The sequence below is a fragment of the Paenibacillus sp. FSL H7-0943 genome, from assembly GCF_037963265.1.
GTDB lineage: Bacteria > Bacillota > Bacilli > Paenibacillales > Paenibacillaceae > Paenibacillus_AQ > Paenibacillus_AQ odorifer.
This window is the reverse complement of the sequence record NZ_CP150148.1, coordinates 3033477-3048551: the sequence shown is the minus strand read 5'-3', so window position 1 is coordinate 3048551 and position 15075 is coordinate 3033477. Positions and strand designations below refer to the sequence as shown.

Annotated in this window: 19 protein-coding genes; 3 read left to right on the top strand and 16 right to left on the bottom strand. The window is 45.0% G+C overall.

Annotated elements, in window-relative coordinates; genetic code table 11:
- Window positions 1–2: 2 nt before the first annotated feature.
- The 4 genes from plsX to NSQ55_RS13245 form a co-directional block, all read right to left on the bottom strand.
- Window positions 3–992 (bottom strand): phosphate acyltransferase PlsX, encoded by a 990-nt coding sequence (gene plsX / locus NSQ55_RS13260; RefSeq protein ID WP_038570599.1) that lies wholly within the window; start codon window positions 990–992, stop codon window positions 3–5.
- Complete coding sequence (gene fapR / locus NSQ55_RS13255) at window positions 976–1572, bottom strand: transcription factor FapR (RefSeq protein ID WP_036686484.1); 597 nt, start codon at window positions 1570–1572, stop codon at window positions 976–978. Before fapR ends, plsX begins: the two co-directional genes overlap by 17 nt.
- 358 nt (window positions 1573–1930) lie before the next feature.
- Window positions 1931–2104 (bottom strand): 50S ribosomal protein L32, encoded by a 174-nt coding sequence (gene rpmF / locus NSQ55_RS13250; RefSeq protein WP_019911234.1) that lies wholly within the window; start codon window positions 2102–2104, stop codon window positions 1931–1933.
- Window positions 2105–2173: 69 nt separating this feature from the next.
- Entirely contained in the window at window positions 2174–2686 is a 513-nt protein-coding gene (locus tag NSQ55_RS13245) for a DUF177 domain-containing protein (RefSeq protein WP_036686482.1), read from the bottom strand.
- Window positions 2687–2895: 209 nt separating this feature from the next.
- On the opposite strand from NSQ55_RS13245, the gene NSQ55_RS13240 reads away from it, so the two are divergent.
- Window positions 2896–4134, top strand: a complete 1239-nt coding sequence (locus tag NSQ55_RS13240) for a nucleotidyltransferase (protein ID WP_076308082.1) — start codon at window positions 2896–2898, stop codon at window positions 4132–4134.
- Here NSQ55_RS13240 and NSQ55_RS13235 read toward each other — a convergent pair.
- Entirely contained in the window at window positions 4124–5161 is a 1038-nt protein-coding gene (locus tag NSQ55_RS13235; protein ID WP_076308083.1) for a SepM family pheromone-processing serine protease, read from the bottom strand. The genes NSQ55_RS13240 and NSQ55_RS13235 overlap by 11 nt on opposite strands.
- Window positions 5162–5313: 152 nt before the next feature.
- Between NSQ55_RS13235 and NSQ55_RS13230 the strand changes: the two genes are divergently transcribed.
- Window positions 5314–6540: a nucleoside recognition domain-containing protein gene (locus NSQ55_RS13230; RefSeq protein WP_339173818.1), complete on the top strand. Its 1227-nt coding sequence runs from the start codon at window positions 5314–5316 to the stop codon at window positions 6538–6540.
- Here NSQ55_RS13230 and coaD read toward each other — a convergent pair.
- The 8 genes from coaD to NSQ55_RS13190 all read right to left on the bottom strand — a co-directional run bounded on the left by coaD (window position 6518) and on the right by NSQ55_RS13190 (window position 12644).
- Window positions 6518–7030, bottom strand: coding sequence for a pantetheine-phosphate adenylyltransferase (coaD, locus tag NSQ55_RS13225; protein ID WP_339173816.1), 513 nt, complete (start codon window positions 7028–7030; stop codon window positions 6518–6520). The two genes, NSQ55_RS13230 and coaD, sit on opposite strands and share 23 nt — an antisense overlap.
- Window positions 7014–7622 carry a 16S rRNA (guanine(966)-N(2))-methyltransferase RsmD gene (rsmD, locus tag NSQ55_RS13220; protein ID WP_076183712.1) on the bottom strand — a complete coding sequence of 203 codons (609 nt, stop codon included), beginning with the start codon at window positions 7620–7622 and terminating at the stop codon, window positions 7014–7016. Before rsmD ends, coaD begins: the two co-directional genes overlap by 17 nt.
- A gap of 362 nt (window positions 7623–7984) precedes the next feature.
- Entirely contained in the window at window positions 7985–8941 is a 957-nt protein-coding gene (locus NSQ55_RS13215; RefSeq protein WP_339173814.1) for an alpha/beta hydrolase, read from the bottom strand.
- Between the two features lie 229 nt (window positions 8942–9170).
- Complete coding sequence (locus NSQ55_RS13210) at window positions 9171–9275, bottom strand: sporulation protein YjcZ (RefSeq protein WP_081389784.1); 105 nt, start codon at window positions 9273–9275, stop codon at window positions 9171–9173.
- Window positions 9276–9396: 121 nt separating this feature from the next.
- Window positions 9397–9819, bottom strand: a complete 423-nt coding sequence (locus tag NSQ55_RS13205) for a hypothetical protein (RefSeq protein WP_076183705.1) — start codon at window positions 9817–9819, stop codon at window positions 9397–9399.
- Between the two features lie 112 nt (window positions 9820–9931).
- Window positions 9932–10216 carry a holin gene (locus NSQ55_RS13200; RefSeq protein ID WP_076101776.1) on the bottom strand — a complete coding sequence of 95 codons (285 nt, stop codon included), beginning with the start codon at window positions 10214–10216 and terminating at the stop codon, window positions 9932–9934.
- A gap of 20 nt (window positions 10217–10236) precedes the next feature.
- Window positions 10237–11046, bottom strand: coding sequence for a glycoside hydrolase family 73 protein (locus tag NSQ55_RS13195; RefSeq protein WP_248548157.1), 810 nt, complete (start codon window positions 11044–11046; stop codon window positions 10237–10239).
- 989 nt (window positions 11047–12035) lie between these two features.
- Complete coding sequence (locus tag NSQ55_RS13190; RefSeq protein WP_076126101.1) at window positions 12036–12644, bottom strand: pentapeptide repeat-containing protein; 609 nt, start codon at window positions 12642–12644, stop codon at window positions 12036–12038.
- Between the two features lie 123 nt (window positions 12645–12767).
- Here NSQ55_RS13190 and NSQ55_RS13185 point away from each other — a divergent pair, with 123 nt between their 5' ends.
- Complete coding sequence (locus NSQ55_RS13185) at window positions 12768–13148, top strand: PilZ domain-containing protein (protein WP_076126099.1); 381 nt, start codon at window positions 12768–12770, stop codon at window positions 13146–13148.
- Between the two features lie 114 nt (window positions 13149–13262).
- On the opposite strand, the gene NSQ55_RS13180 is transcribed toward NSQ55_RS13185, so the two are convergent.
- From NSQ55_RS13180 to NSQ55_RS13170, 3 genes are read right to left on the bottom strand one after another with little or no spacing between them, the layout of a single operon-like run.
- Window positions 13263–13991, bottom strand: coding sequence for a hypothetical protein (locus tag NSQ55_RS13180; protein ID WP_339173806.1), 729 nt, complete (start codon window positions 13989–13991; stop codon window positions 13263–13265).
- Entirely contained in the window at window positions 13985–14686 is a 702-nt protein-coding gene (locus NSQ55_RS13175) for an ABC transporter ATP-binding protein (RefSeq protein WP_339173803.1), read from the bottom strand. Before NSQ55_RS13175 ends, NSQ55_RS13180 begins: the two co-directional genes overlap by 7 nt.
- A 13-nt stretch (window positions 14687–14699) precedes the next feature.
- Window positions 14700–15074, bottom strand: a complete 375-nt coding sequence (locus tag NSQ55_RS13170; RefSeq protein ID WP_076101764.1) for a GntR family transcriptional regulator — start codon at window positions 15072–15074, stop codon at window positions 14700–14702.
- Between the last annotated feature and the right edge of the window lies 1 nt (window position 15075).

Genomic DNA, 15075 nt, shown 5'->3' with positions numbered 1-15075 from the left:
ACTCACTTCCCGCTAATTTCCTTGGATATACTTGGCACAAGATCGGCTTGCAGAGCAATCCGCGCTTGTCTTACTGCATTTTTAACCGCATTTCCGTCTGAAGATCCGTGCCCCTTAACTACCAATCCGCTAAGACCAAGCAGCGGTGCACCGCCATGCTCTTTATAATCCATCTTGCCCTTCAGGGCTCTAAGCTCCGGCATCAGCATAGCCGCTCCAAGTTTAGTCTTCAGAGAACGGCTGAATTGCTCCTTCAGTAAAGAGAACAATGCACCCGCTGTACCCTCAAGCGACTTCAACAGGATATTACCAGCAAATCCATCGCAGACAAGCACATCGCAGTTTCCTGTCAGTACGTCGCGTGCCTCAACATTACCGATAAAATGAATGCCCGGCAAGTTCTCCAGCAGTGGATAGGCTTCTTTGGTCAGTTCGTTGCCTTTCCCAGGCTCCGTCCCTACATTTAGAAGTCCAACCCGCGGCTTAGCAATGCCATGCACTTTATTCCGATAAATGCTGCCCATCAGCGCATATTGCACCAGATGTTCAGGCTTCGCATCCATGTTAGCGCCAAGATCAAGCGCAAGCACGCCAACATCATCCAGCGTCGGAATCATAGGTGCCAGCGCCGGACGTTCAATCCCCTGCATACGGCCTACTACAAGTAACCCTGTAGTCATAAGCGCCCCCGTGTTACCTGACGAAATCATAGCATCTGCTTCGCCCTCACGCACCATACGTCCAGCTACAACCATGGATGAATCTTTTTTGCGGCGAACCGCCTTAACCGGCTCTTCATCAGAACCAATAACATCTCCTGCATGCCGCACACTCAGGTTGGACGGCTTGTCCTTCAGCAGTGGCTCTAGTCTGGCTTCGTCACCTACGAGCACAATCTGCGTATCTTTCCATTCCGCGGCCGCGGACAACGCCCCCTCGACATTACATTCAGGAGCGTTGTCCCCGCCCATGGCATCAATGGCGATCAGCACTACGGTTACCCCCTTCACTATACTCTTCATTAGCGGAACGATACACTATAAAGTGGCCTTGAAATACCAATTCTTCTCCGACATAGGTGAATACGTCCACCTCTGCTTTGCCGCCTCTGCCTGCAAGTGACCGCACTTGAGCTTTAGCAATGCACTTCTCACCAAGCAGAACCATACGAACAAATCGTATGTCGGCTGAAGCAGTCAAGGCAATTTCATCGTTAATCACAGCAACCGCAAGCGAATTGGCTTGAGCAAACACGTAGTGGCCACGGGCGATCCCATTTCTGGAAAAGACATGATCCTCACGAATTTCAAAGATCGAAATCCCGCTCTTATCGAGCTGTAAATCCACAATATCTCCGATCACTTCATCCGCAGGCAAAGAGCGCACCTGATCATAGGAATGCTCTGCCATTTGTTTCATTCTTTCACGCAGTTCTGGTATTCCCAGCTCCATCCGGTCTAACCGAATCGTCTGAATGCTCACCTTCAGCTGACGAGTCAACTCCCGATCAGTTACAAAAGGATTGCCTGCAATTATATGTAGCAGCTGTTGCTGACGTTCTTTCTTGGACATCCGCTCGATAGCGGCTCACCTCCTGGCACATGCCAAGCGTAAACGCCTTCGGCGCCCTAATAAGGACGGTAAGCGTTTAAGCGAGAAATATAAGACATAAAGTATAGGTGCATAACTTATACTTCCTTATATTTTAAAGAAAGCATCCGGCCGCTTGAATGGCCGCTGTTATATTAGGTCAAACAATCATAAATATTTTTTAGAACCAGGTACTAATATGTAGTATAAAGCATGCCGCACCAAAAATAAAGCATTGACTTCTGAGCGGAACATAAAGTATAGGTGCATACCCTATCTTTATTAGATTTGGACAAAAAAATAGTACCTCACCGAAGTGAAGTACTACTTATTTTTGAAACTATTGTTTGATGATTTCTCTTGCTTTGTAAGTTCCGCAAACTTTGCATACGTGGTGAGCTAGTTTCAACTCTCCGCATTGTTCACATTTCACCATGCCCGGCACAACCAACTTAAAGTGGGTGCGACGTTTGTCACGGCGTGTTTTAGACGTTCTGCGTTGTGGTACTGCCATGTGTTCCACCTCCTCGTGATATTTCTGTCAGCCTGCTCCTCAGAGCAGGATGTGTTTTGTTGTAATGTTTCATTTGAAAAAGTCTTTCAACCCAGCGAGTCGAGGATCGATCACTGTGTTGTCGCAACTGCAGGTGCCTTCGTTCAAGTTCTGTCCGCATTTCTGACAAAGACCAAGACAGTCTGCCTTGCACAATACCGAATCCGGTAAGTGCAGTACGAAATTTTCTTCCACATACGGGATAAGATCCACAACCTCATCCTTGACGTAAATGAGATCCTCATCTTCGTCATCATCTGGAAGAACTGGCTGCTTAAGCCACTTGAAAGTCTCAGCAAAAGGAATGTTCAAATCACTTTTGACCTCCGTGAGACAACGTGAACATAACATGTCCACATCTCCACTCAGTTTTCCCACCACGTTCACACAATCGGTTCCCGCGGGCAGCGCTTTAAGGTCTACTGAGAGCGGAGCAACAGTTAGAATATCCTTGCGCCCTTTGACTACCTCGCTGACATCCACAACATCGTGAATATGTAACGGTTCGTCGGCATTCGCTAATTTGCGAAAGTGAATCTGCATACTTATCACTCCCAAACAAACAAAATTTATTATACCTAGTATTCTATACCTTTGTCAACCATTTTCCCTTTATATTGTTTCAGAAAATGCGGTGAATTATGATATAACTATTAGTGTAAATCAAAAGATCAGCTTGTGCTAACAGTATCTCTAGAAATCTACCCTACTAAACTCAATAAATATACCTTACTTATCGGAGGGAAGCCACAGTGACAACGGTTGGAATCATCGCAGAATACAATCCTTTACATAACGGACATGTGCATCACTTCACGGAAGCCAAAAGACTTTCCGGCGCAGAGCGCACCATCGTCGTCATGAGTGGTCCCTTTACCCAGCGCGGCGAGCCGGCGGCGGTAAGCAAGCAAGCCCGGACAGAGATGGCGCTGCATATGGGCGCCGACCTCGTCATTGAGCTGCCGGTGGCTTATGCCGTCCAGCCAGCCGAGTGGTTCGCGTTCGGAGCAGTTGCATTGCTGGAAGCGACCGGGGTCGTGGACAGCTTGTGCTTCGGCTCCGAAGCCGGCACTTTGGGCTCGCTGCTCCCCCTGGCCAGATATCTGGCTGAGGAAAGCAGCGAGCTTCAGAGCGAGATCCGCCGCCGCATGGCGCTCGGAGCGAGCTTCCCCGCCGCGTACAGCGCAGCGGCGGCGGTGGCCTTTGAAGGGACTCTCCCGGAAACGGAGAGTCCCGGAGATGCAGGCGAGCTGCTGCGCCAGCCGAATAACAGCCTTGGACTGCATTATCTTATCGCCTTGCAGCGGCTGCACAGCAAGATAATGCCACTAACCGTTCCGCGCACAGCAGCAGGCTTCCATGACCCATTACAAGCCGACTCTTCTATTGCAAGTGCGACGGCCATCCGCAAGCTGCTGCAAGAAGGCGGATCTCCCGCTGCTTATATGCCGGATTATAGCGTGTCCATTTTGGAAAGAGAGCATGCAGCCGGAAGGGGCCCTCTGAGCTTGGAGAGCTTCAGTATCCCGCTCCGCCATCTGCTGACCACCCATACTGCTGCCGAGTTACACGCGATCCATGATATGAATGAAGGCTTGGAGAACCGAATACTGCGGCTTTTGCCTGAGTTGGAGCAATTCTCTGTTTCAGGCCTGCTTCACGCCCTTAAGAGCAAGCGCTACACGCATACACGGTTACAGCGTCTGCTGCTACATGTTCTGTTAAATCATTCTAAAAAAGAAATGACCCCTTCCATACTAGCAGAGGGGCCCGGATATATTCGTATTCTTGGTTTTAGAGAAAGCGGACGAGCACTGCTTAAAGAAATGAAACAAAAAACTACGTTGCCCATCGTCATGCGCCCGTCCCTTTGTTCCCATCCGCAGCTTGAGCGAGATCTTCAAGCCGCTTCCGCTTTCGCGGGAGCTTTTAAGGAACCCCGTAGAAATGATATGTACCGCGATTATTTGGAACCTCCGGTCATGGTTTGACCGGCAGTTCCACCATATACTTCAGCGCCTCATCCAGCGTAGATACAGGCACCAGCTTCATAGATGTGCCGATTTTATCAGCTTTTGCTTTGGCTTCGTCATAATTCTTAACAGGCACGAAAAAAATCTCCGCCCCTTCTCGGTCCGCAGCCACGATCTTGTGTTTCACTCCACCGATAGCACCAACTACACCCTCAGCGTTAATCGTACCCGTCCCTGCAACCCTATGGCCCTTAGTTAAATCTCCAGAAGTAAGGCGATTGTAAATTTCCATAGTGAACATTAGCCCTGCCGAAGGTCCGCCAACATTTGTATCTACAAAGCTGACAGTTTTCCCTGCTTCTTTTGGTTTTACTTTTTGAACGGCGGCAATAGTGACTCCAAAACCAGGTCGAACGGCAGCTCCCTCTTTATCCTTTATTTCAACCAACGTCACTTGTTCTTGTACTTCCTTGCCATTTCTTTGCAAAACAACAGCGACTTGATCTCCGATTTTTTTAGAGGAGAGCAGTTTAGACAGTGCTTCAGGATCGGGCACTTTTTGTCCCTCTACACTAATGATTTTGTCACCCGGCAGAAATTGTCCTTTATTACTTTCTACAGGAACCGAAAAGACGTAGAGATAATCCACTACATCCTCATATGGAATTCCCGCCGCATGATAAGCGGCCTGAACAGAATAAGACTGTGAGCTATTCATATAATAAACCTGCTCTGCAGCATATTCGTCTTCTGATTTATCCCCTAGCCGGGTTTCTTTTCGCACAACCTCTGAATTGGAATTAAAAGCAGAGGCGACCAATAAGGCCACATTAGCATAACTAGCAGACACCGTAGTCATCATAAACGTTCCTTCTTCAGCCGGATCGGCATTCTCTACCTTAATCATAGGGGCAACCTCAGATGCACTGCCTGGCTGATATACGATGTACGGGGTGTTCATAAAGACAAATACATACACGATTACTACAAACGTAAACAGATAAGCTGTGGCGCGGAAACCCGGCCGATGCTTCAGTTGCTTCACTGCTCTTCCCTTCTTTCCCGCGGCACTTTTAGGATATGAATGATTGAACTTCATTACCGCTTCGACTAGTGGTTTGGCATGATGGTTGTCTACTCTGCATAAATTGATAACACATCGTCCATGCCTTAAGTTATGAAGAGGTGATCTGAGAAATGAAAAATATTCAAATACGCCGACTAGCTACACGCTCCACACCATTTATACCCGGGATTATGGCAATCCTGACAGCCATTGCAATTATTATCTCACCGGAGAGCTCCTTTGAGGCTTCACTCCAAGGATTGAAGCTTTGGTGGACACTCGTATTCCCTGCCCTGCTCCCCTTCCTGATGCTGTCAGAGATGCTTACCGCCTCGGGTTTCGTGCATGGTTTTGGAGTGCTTCTGGAGCCATTGATGAAAAAGGTCTTTCGTCTGCCCGGTGCCAGCGGCTGGACCTTGGCACTCGGAATCACAGCCGGATTTCCCGGTGGAGCTGGAGGGGTCATGCAGCTACACAAGCAGAACAGCATTTCTGACAAGGAAGCCGCCCGACTTGCCGCACTTACACACTTCGCCAGCCCGGTAACCATGCTTATAGTAATTGGCATAGCTTTTCTACACAGTACTTCAGCAGGTTATTTCCTGCTGGCCATCCACTGGATCTCTGGACTTCTAGCCAGCTACACCGATGCTCTATTAAAGGGGCGGTCAGCGAACACGAAACCAGTTGATAAGATCCCCACAGACACCAAACAGCCTTCTTTATATAGTCGCGTTCAGCTTGCAGCAACAGATGCCAGAGCAAAAGACGGACGCAGCTTCGGCAAGCTTCTCGGCGAGTCCGTCGCTAATGCCGTGCAAAGTCTGATGGTCGTGGGCGGTTACATGATTATGTTCGCTGTAGTCATCAATATCATCACTACTGTACTTCCCGCATTGCCAGCTGCTCTGCCAGCAAGCTTGCTGGAAATTCATTTAGGCGCCGACGCAATCAGCAAAGGGCTAGCAAGCATAGGAACAGGTCCCTCTAGTATGTTTGGGATAGCTTTGCTGTCTGCTGCACTGGGCTGGAGCGGACTCTGTGCGCAACTACAGGTGCTGACCATGCTCAAACAAGCCAGAGTCAGATTTCTACCCTACGCTACGGTTCGTCTGATGCATGGACTTTATGCTTTTCTGTTAACTTTATTGCTCTGGAAACCATTGCTGGCTATCCCTAAAGCTGCTTTACCAGCACTTGCAGACTCACACCCGACTCCAAGCGGCACCATTAATATAACGGACATATGGAGCTCTTTTCCACAGCTGCTAAGTCTGCAAGCCCTTCTGCTCATCATCCTGTTGGGATTATCTGCTGGAACGTATCTAGTAAGTACTATTCGCCATCGGCTCGGTTAAATTTACGCTTCATCGCTTGTTCAACCTCAGGCGTCACAAAATCAGTCACATTCCCGCCGAAGTGAGCGATTTCTTTAACAACGCTGGAACTTAAGTAGGAATATTTCGGATTAGTCATCATAAAAATCGTTTCTGCATCGGGATCCAGGCTATGGTTGATCGATGCGTTTTGCAGCTCATATTCAAAGTCAGTAACGGTACGGATACCCCGAACAATGACTTGAGCATCTTTTTGACGAACATAATTCACTAACAGATCACGGAAGCTGTCAATTTCCACATTGGGAATATCAGAGGTCGCCTGTCTTAATAGCTCTGTCCGTTCATCAACAGTAAACAGCGGGTTTTTACTCAAATTATTAAGCACCGTTACAATCAAACGGTCGAATTGCTTGGATGCGCGCCGAATAATATCCATATGTCCCATAGTCACGGGATCAAAGGTACCTGGATAAATGGCAACACGTTCTTTTCTAATTTGCTGACTCATTCTCTACCTCCTCACCAGCTTCACTTTCCTCTGCAGGATTAGTTTCATACTGGTAAATAGAAATTGTCGTTTCTCCGTATACGGCCTGACGCAGCCTATAAAATCCTGGAATGTCTTCAGGATAGGCATAACTTGATTCATGCTCCAGAACAATAATTGCGTCCTCTTGCAGCATTCCTTTTTCGACCATCATAAGCATAAGCTCATCCCCGTGCTTCAAGCGATAGGGAGGATCCAAAAAGACCAAATCAAAAATTTTCCCCCGCTTCTCCAACGCACTTAGCGCTCTCCCAGCTTCATTACGGTACACCTGCGCTTGTTCTTCCAGCTTAGTAGCCTTCAGATTGGCGCGGATCGTGTCGATACTTTTAGGATCCATATCAACAAATACGCCGCTTTCCATGCCTCTGCTTAAGGCTTCGATCCCCAAACCGCCAGTACCGGCGAATAAATCCAGCACCGCTCCACCTTCGAAATATGGGCCTACCATGCTAAATACAGCTTCCTTCACCTTATCGGTCGTAGGCCTTGTCCCACTTCCCGGAACACTCTTCAGTGGCCTTCCTTTTGCACTTCCCGATACCACTCTCACTGTTATTCACCCGCTCTATATCTCTGTTTGTTATGCCCAAAAAGGCATAAGTCCACGCCTATCGTAACACATTTGCGCGATGAAATAAAAAATTTGTCTAGATATGAAATAAGAAGGCGAAACAGCTTATTCAGAGAAATAAGTCATCTTAATGTATAAGATTGGACTTCCAGGGACATCATGTAATTATCGACACCACAAATGTCGTAGACAACCGCGGAGCAGGCTTACGTTTCCCCATAAGCTCTTCGTCCGGTTTCTCCTCTCCCATGAAAGGGGCCCTAGAGATAGGGCCCCGAATTTATGTTTAACGGTATTATAAGCACGAAAAGACTACCTTTCGGCAGCCTTTTCAGCAACAACTATTTCACAAATCTTCCGATAAACTCAGAAACTACGCTCTCATACTTAACCGGATCCATGCGGAAAGCTTCTCCGTGACCCGCATTAGGAACGATGTAAAGCTCCTTCTCGACCGGACTATTCTCATATACCGTATGAACCATTTCCGTAGGAACAAAAGTATCATTATCGCCATGAATAAACAGGGTTGGCGTTTTAGATTTCTTCACCTGTTCTAAGGCTGAGGCTTCACCAAAGGAGTAACCTGCCCGAATCTTTGTTAGCATACTGGTCGTATCTACAATTGGAAAGGCGGGGAGATGGTACATTCTTTTTAATTGAAAGGTAAGCTCGTCCTTCACTGAGGTATAACCGCAATCTTCCACAATTGCTTTAACATTAGCTGGTAAATCCTCACCGCTTGTCATCATTACGGTAGCTCCCCCCATGGAAACACCGTGCAGTATAATCTGTGTATCCTCACCGTTTGCTTTCAGAACGTTCTGTATCCACTTCAAGTAATCCTTACGTTCTGGCCATCCAAATCCGATATAGTCACCCTCACTTTCTCCATGTCCTCTGGCATCCGGCAGCAAAATATTATATCCAAGTCTCTCATAATACATTCTGGCATACCCGCTCATTTGAATTGCATTTCCAGCATACCCATGAGCAATAATCACTGTCTTATTGGAATGTTCAGGAGCAGCTAAATAGTATGCTTTAAGCTCTATTCCGTCATCAGAATTCATCTCCCATCTATCAAAGCTCTGGGTATCCCACCACTCTTGGTCTGCCTTCGAGGTATCTTTAGATTGTTCTACCTCTGGACTGGACTGCAGGTCAGGGCTTTCATTCAAGAAGTCCTTTGAAGCACGTGCAATAGCAACATGATAGAAATAAAAGCTTCCCACAGTTACAACAATGATTAAAAGTACAATAACAGAAGAAATTCCGATCATCATTTTTTTCTTCAAACTAGCTCTCTCCTAAATAAAATTTAACAGTATTAATCTATGTTATCAGATTAAGATAACATGTATATTTGAATATTCAAAATCATAGTATTGTAAACTCATGTTATTCACTACGTGATTAGTATTCTTTTAACTTAATATTTTATATAGCCTTAATGGACAAAATACCTACAAAAAAAAAGCCCCAAGTCGGCAAAATGCCAACATGGAGCTCTGCTATTTTAGTGAATTAGAATATGCATGCGCTTGTAATAATTACTAATAAGATGAACAAAACTAAGATTGCGCCTGTAGAAGTAAAAGCACCACCAACATGACCAAATTCAGCACCCATGAGAAGACCTCCTTCGTATTTAGAATACATCATAAGATATGTAGATAACCCCTTAGAAGATTGGGCGTACGGTTAAAAAAAAGACCCCACTGGGTTACCAGCGAGGTTTAGGGCTATACAATTAATCAGAAACTAAAATACCATCAAAGCTTTCTGGGCCCACACGTACTGTACCGAGAAGATTAGAAGAAACAAATGCTGTATAAGTGAGCTGAGGAGTAATCGCGGGTAAGAAGTCATCTGCCGAAAAAGTTATTACTTGTGGAGCCAATATACTAAGACCAAAAGTTGAAGTAGCAGAATACACTTTTGGATCAGTAGCCAAGGTTCCTCTTACAATCGTAATTGTGATACCCACTAACGCTAGCGGAAGTGTCACTGATATCGTTCCTTTAAGGAGAACACGTGGATTGGTAGTCACTCCAGCCGTTAACAACCCAATCTGTCCAAAAAGCTGCGGCGTGTTAAGTACCGTAATAGGAATCGCTATAGAGTTGGCTAGGCTGGCATTTTGAGATGTTCTTGCATCAAGGTAAGTTCCCATCGTTGCACCCCCTTTATAAATTGGCATACCATAATATATTAGTGTTCTCGACTGAATGCATAGCCACATTACCAGTGTAAAACGATTGTTTTATAAAACTCATAGGCAAGATCTATTTATCATCTTTTTTCGTCCCATCCCTTTTATTAAAAGCCAGTTCAAACAAACCGGTCGCTGATAGCCCCGCAAGCCCCCCCGCCCAGAGTCGCAGAATCAGATTCATATCAGTGAACGGATAGGCAACTGCTCCAACCAGCAAGCCAATAGCCAACCCCACTACTGGCACAATGTTCCGCGGAAGTTCAATGCTATTCTTCACAAGTTGTACAAGTGCCATTACAAAAACAGCTAGGACTGAAGCAAAGGCAAGCACACTGTTGAGAGCATCGTTATACATGTTTTTTAATCCTCCTTATTTCATTTTTTACTTCCTGTTACAAGTAAACCTGCACGGTTCAGCACCGTTAATATGCGATAGAAATCGTAACTGCCACCCGATGGAGTATCGAGAAGTCCTGCCGCAGTCGCTGCTTTCACAGCCGCCTCAGCCCATGCAGGGACATTCATGACTGCCCGATTTTCAATGAATGTTACCCGATCCGTAAGCTTATTAATCGACTGCCCCTGTTCTTGCACACCTGTTTTCAGCGTATCCCTGCTATCTGTAAGAGCTGCTATAAGAGCACGCAGTTCCTTTACTTCCGATTCTAGACTAACAAGCTTTTGCTTATCCTCTGCTGACATCTCATCATCTCCTCCCATGGATTTGTCGTCATATTGATACAGATTATAGGTATTCATAATTTGAATCAGCTTAGCTGCATAGTTCGGATCAGTAGCGTAACCAGCTGCGGCAATCTCTTGTGCAGCCACCTTGCCACTTGCACCGAGAACCTTGCTGTAAAGGTTGCGATTCCATGAGACTCCATTCACAATCAAGTCGGAGTGATCCGCGATAGATTCTCCCCAATTGTTATAGGCTCGAAAAGGGGCATTAACTTTAACAGCTTTACCGTTAATATATTCAGTAGTTTGTACAGTAATGCTGCCAGCAGGTCCACTTCCTTTGATCCCAAACAAATTATTCGCTTTGATAGTCAATCCACTGCTGCCCCAGCCTGACTCCAGAGCCGCTTGAGCAATGGTTAACGAAGCAGGAACCTTAGTGAGCTGCATGTCCTTTACAGCAAAATTCGCAATCTTCGCTATAAACTCGCCTTCTGTCATCTCATCACATCCTCTCCATTTATTAAATGCGGGGCATCATAAAATGACTGTGCTTATCCCCTTCTAACATTGTGTTTTTACTAGATTCGAATCCAACTCGGCAACAAAAAAAGCCATCCCATTACCCATGAAATGACTGCTGGAGTAGCCTCAATGATCTGAACATCTAACTTCCTAATTACATCTCATTCGCTTACGAATCCGCTATCGGACTCAGCCGACCTTAGTACGCGGCTTTAGCTCACATTTGGAATGTTAACGGACCCCATAGACGTAATTAGCACCAAAAGCACTCAATATCAAGCTCTTCATATGGAATAATGTCTCTGGGGTCCGAATCCATGCTCAAAAGGTTAAAAACATGCTAATAACGTCATCCGGGTCCTTAAGCTTCAGTAGACTGAATATGACTCGGTGGTGTAAAAGCAGCAATTAACAATCCCAAAAAAAGGAGTAGTAGTTCTCCTATTATTAGAGAACTACTACTCCTTTGTCTTTCATGACATCGACCACTCCTATCCACTATGACGTGGAGCGTCTATGTAAAATGGAGGGGTGCACTTCTCGGTAGCTCAAGCGGTGCCTTAAGTCCTGCATAATGCATCCTCAACTCCTTTCACCCGGACAATATGTAATTATTAGTAAATCTAGCTTGTGAATCCCGTAGAATTAGCGTAATATATAGTAATAATTTACTATATAGGAGGGTCTAACAGACTATGCCTTCATATTATTTTAAAGAAGTATGGACACCCTTACGCTGGGTAGGTATAAAGTTTTTTCGTGATGATGATGGATTCTTATGGATTAAATGGTGGGCAAAACCCAGAAAACGGTTACGTTAACGCATACTATTACATATGCCATAATACATAGGTTCAGCAGTTAGAATACTCATAATAATCTGCGCTGCCCCCCCCTCCGCTTCAAGCATTGATTTGCTAGCGGAGGTCTTTATGATCCACGCTAGCAACTGATGCGTCCGTTTACTAATTCCCTACTTTTGCCCCAAATGAACGTGCCAAGAGTACCGCCTGTTCAATATCCATCCGCACTCCCTGCAGATCCAGACTCTTTAAATCAATTCCTTCGACAATCGCTTCCCGCATATCCGCTCCCTTAAGCTTGCATTGAGACAATTGTACACGGCTCAAATCCGCTCCGCGCAAGTCACTTTTTTGCAAATTACAGCCCATTAAATCCGCTTCTGTAAATCGAATCCCTCGCAGATCCTGTCTGCTTAGATTAGTATGTCTTAGGTTCGTGTACGACCAGTCCCCTCCGAGTAGAGAGATCCCGTCCAAATATGCATTTGAGAAATCCGATCCTACCATCTTGCAATCTTCAAATTTAGATACAAACAGGTTCGCTCCCGTAAATTTACAATTGGTAAACGCTGAACCTTTATGGTGAGACGCATTAAGCATGGCTCCAGTAAAATCACAATCAATAAATCGGCAGCCAATAGAGTTCATCTCTTCCATAGAAGTGCCTTTGAAGGAGCATTGCTCGAATGTGCAGTTATTTAACTCACCATCCTGCAAGCTTCCTTGATCAAAATTGTGATTACGGAACGTTTCATTAAGGTATTGGTACATATAAATCTCATCACCTTCATTAGTATTAAAAAAATTAATTCTTAATTAAAAATAGCACTTTAGTAGATTGTTCTCAACATTCCCTTTCGATATAATAGCAAATAAACAATGGGGAGGAAAATTATGGATGTGTCCAGCAGGAAAGAACCATTCCGTTATGTTATGAACCATCCGCTTGAATGCTGGATTGAAGTTCCGCTTAACAATTCCGGTCCAGGTGCTGGAAAGTTAACAGAGGCTGTATTACTCGATCTTAGCCGTTCGGGTTGTAAGGTACGTACTCCTTTGAATCTTCGATTCACTGCAAGAGATACTAGGCTTATTATTCATCTTCAATTAAATGAAGAGAAGCTTCAGCTCTTATGCAGCGTCCGGTGGGGTTGGATGTTTGGGCTTGGCCAATATCAATATGGAGTTAAATTCCGCTTGGACGAAAATGAGGAAGAACGCCTAATAAGAGAGCTTGAAACATGGACCGCCACCCTTCGGGTTGAAGGTCTATAGAACTTACCCTAACAGATGCCCTTCACTTAGAAGGACGTCTTTTTTTTGCACAAAAACGAAGACAAAGCTAAATCGCCCTGTCTCCGTTCTAAAAACTATTCCGCCAAGTTGTGGCTAGATGTCCACTCTTTTATTAACGAGCTTGATGATGACCGCTATAAGAAGAACTGCTATCACCGCTTCAAACAGAAGAGGAGCTAGATTCAAATGACCCTGTATAAGCTGGATCCCATTTGCGGTATCCGTCTCATCTATCACCTCGAACTGGAATACACTTTCCCAAGCAGTGAAGTTACTTTTGAAAATAAAATACTCCAAATAGAATATTCCATTCTGTAACAAATACGCAGTGGCCAGCCCAATCCATACTCGCCCCTTAAATTTCACACTTCGTGCAACCGTAATGGAGACCATCAAGGTAAGCATGATATAACCGGCAAACCAATACGCCTGCAAGAGAACTAACAATCCCACTTTCCAGAAATTCTCCGGAAGAAATGAGGAGGGATACATTGAAAGATACACGCCAAAATGGATCAAAGCTATTAAAATAATACCCAGCATTAGAGCTAAATAGAGCACTAACGGAGAAATGACTGTGTTCAAAGTTCTTACGGGCACTAGGCGACGATTATAGGAATTTATATTGTTAAAAAAGGTTTTTGCTGCCATGACAAGAAAGATCAGTCCTGCAATAACATAAGCTATTCCGTTCAAAGTAAACCGTTCATAGTCATGCAGTTTGGTAAATCCTAACCCAATCTGCGCCAGAATTATGATTACAAAAACTGCAAGAAACTTATCCCTATCCCGTCTAAAATCATACTTCACTAGCTTTAGCATTCTGCGTACACCTCTCTGAACAGTTCGTCAATACTTTTGCCATGGCGTAGCCGAATATCCTCCACCGCAGTATGCATCAGAATTTTTCCTTCTTTTATAAAAATCACATCATCAAAGATCCGCTCAATATCCGATACTAAATGGGTTGATAAGAGAATGGTACTGTCCTCTTCATAAAACTCTACTAACGCGTTAAGAATTTTTGTTCTAGCTACCGGATCTACACCACCAATGGGTTCATCCAGCAAATAAAGGCTAGCTCGGCGTGATAGGGCAAGTGTAAGCTGTAAACGTTCGTTCATCCCTTTGGACAGGTCCTTTACCTTATCTTGCGCTCTTAGTTTCATAAACTCCAACATTCGCGAGGCTTTAGTCTGATCAAAATCCGGATAGAAGTCAGTTTGGAATTTCAGAGCATCAGAAACACTCATCCAGGATTCTGTAAGCGGCTTATCAGGCATAAACGACACCACCGCTTTACTTTCTGTTCCTACAGAACCCCCAATGACGGATACACGACCAGAGGTAGGTTGTGTCAGTCCAGCGATGATTTTCATAAGTGTACTTTTGCCGCTGCCGTTACTGCCCAGCAGTCCTGTGATCTTACCCGCACTCAGATTAAAAGATACCTTGTGGAGGGCATGCTTGGATCTATATTTTTTTGTAACTTCATGAACCTCAAGTATATTTCCCAACTTGTTTATCCCCCTATTCTTTATCCTTGTTACGGATATTCTCCGCAACCGCCGCTAAAATATCTTCGCCTTGAAAGCCAAGATCCTGCATACCACGAATGAAACGATCTAGCACATCTTTAGCCATTTCTTTTTTGATGGTCAGGATAGTACCTTCATTACTTGTGACGTATCTTCCCATTCCACGCCGGGTTTCCACGATTTCTTCACGCTCCAGTTCCTGAAAAGTTCTTTGCACCGTATTCGGATTAATCTGCAGTTCACTGGCAAGTTCTCGTACTGAGAGTATTTTATCTCCCGGTTTCAGCTTGCCTGTGACGATTTCACCTTTGATGTAATTCATGATCTGTATATAAATCGGCAGGTTGTTATCGAATTCGATTGTCATG

Coding starts and splice junctions, on each gene's coding strand:
- fapR (WP_036686484.1), bottom strand. CDS start 1,572: ATGTCCAAGAAAGAACGTCAGCAACAGCTGCTACATATAATTGCAGGC.
- rpmF (WP_019911234.1), bottom strand. CDS start 2,104: ATGGCAGTACCACAACGCAGAACGTCTAAAACACGCCGTGACAAACGT.
- NSQ55_RS13245 (WP_036686482.1), bottom strand. CDS start 2,686: ATGCAGATTCACTTTCGCAAATTAGCGAATGCCGACGAACCGTTACAT.
- NSQ55_RS13205 (WP_076183705.1), bottom strand. CDS start 9,819: ATGGGAACTTACCTTGATGCAAGAACATCTCAAAATGCCAGCCTAGCC.
- NSQ55_RS13180 (WP_339173806.1), bottom strand. CDS start 13,991: ATGCTAAAGCTAGTGAAGTATGATTTTAGACGGGATAGGGATAAGTTT.
- NSQ55_RS13170 (WP_076101764.1), bottom strand. CDS start 15,074: ATGACAATCGAATTCGATAACAACCTGCCGATTTATATACAGATCATG.
- NSQ55_RS13185 (WP_076126099.1), top strand. CDS start 12,768: ATGGATGTGTCCAGCAGGAAAGAACCATTCCGTTATGTTATGAACCAT.
- NSQ55_RS13195 (WP_248548157.1), bottom strand. CDS start 11,046: ATGACAGAAGGCGAGTTTATAGCGAAGATTGCGAATTTTGCTGTAAAG.
- NSQ55_RS13190 (WP_076126101.1), bottom strand. CDS start 12,644: ATGTACCAATACCTTAATGAAACGTTCCGTAATCACAATTTTGATCAA.
- NSQ55_RS13200 (WP_076101776.1), bottom strand. CDS start 10,216: ATGTATAACGATGCTCTCAACAGTGTGCTTGCCTTTGCTTCAGTCCTA.
- coaD (WP_339173816.1), bottom strand. CDS start 7,030: ATGAGTCAGCAAATTAGAAAAGAACGTGTTGCCATTTATCCAGGTACC.
- NSQ55_RS13210 (WP_081389784.1), bottom strand. CDS start 9,275: ATGGGTGCTGAATTTGGTCATGTTGGTGGTGCTTTTACTTCTACAGGC.
- NSQ55_RS13230 (WP_339173818.1), top strand. CDS start 5,314: ATGAAAAATATTCAAATACGCCGACTAGCTACACGCTCCACACCATTT.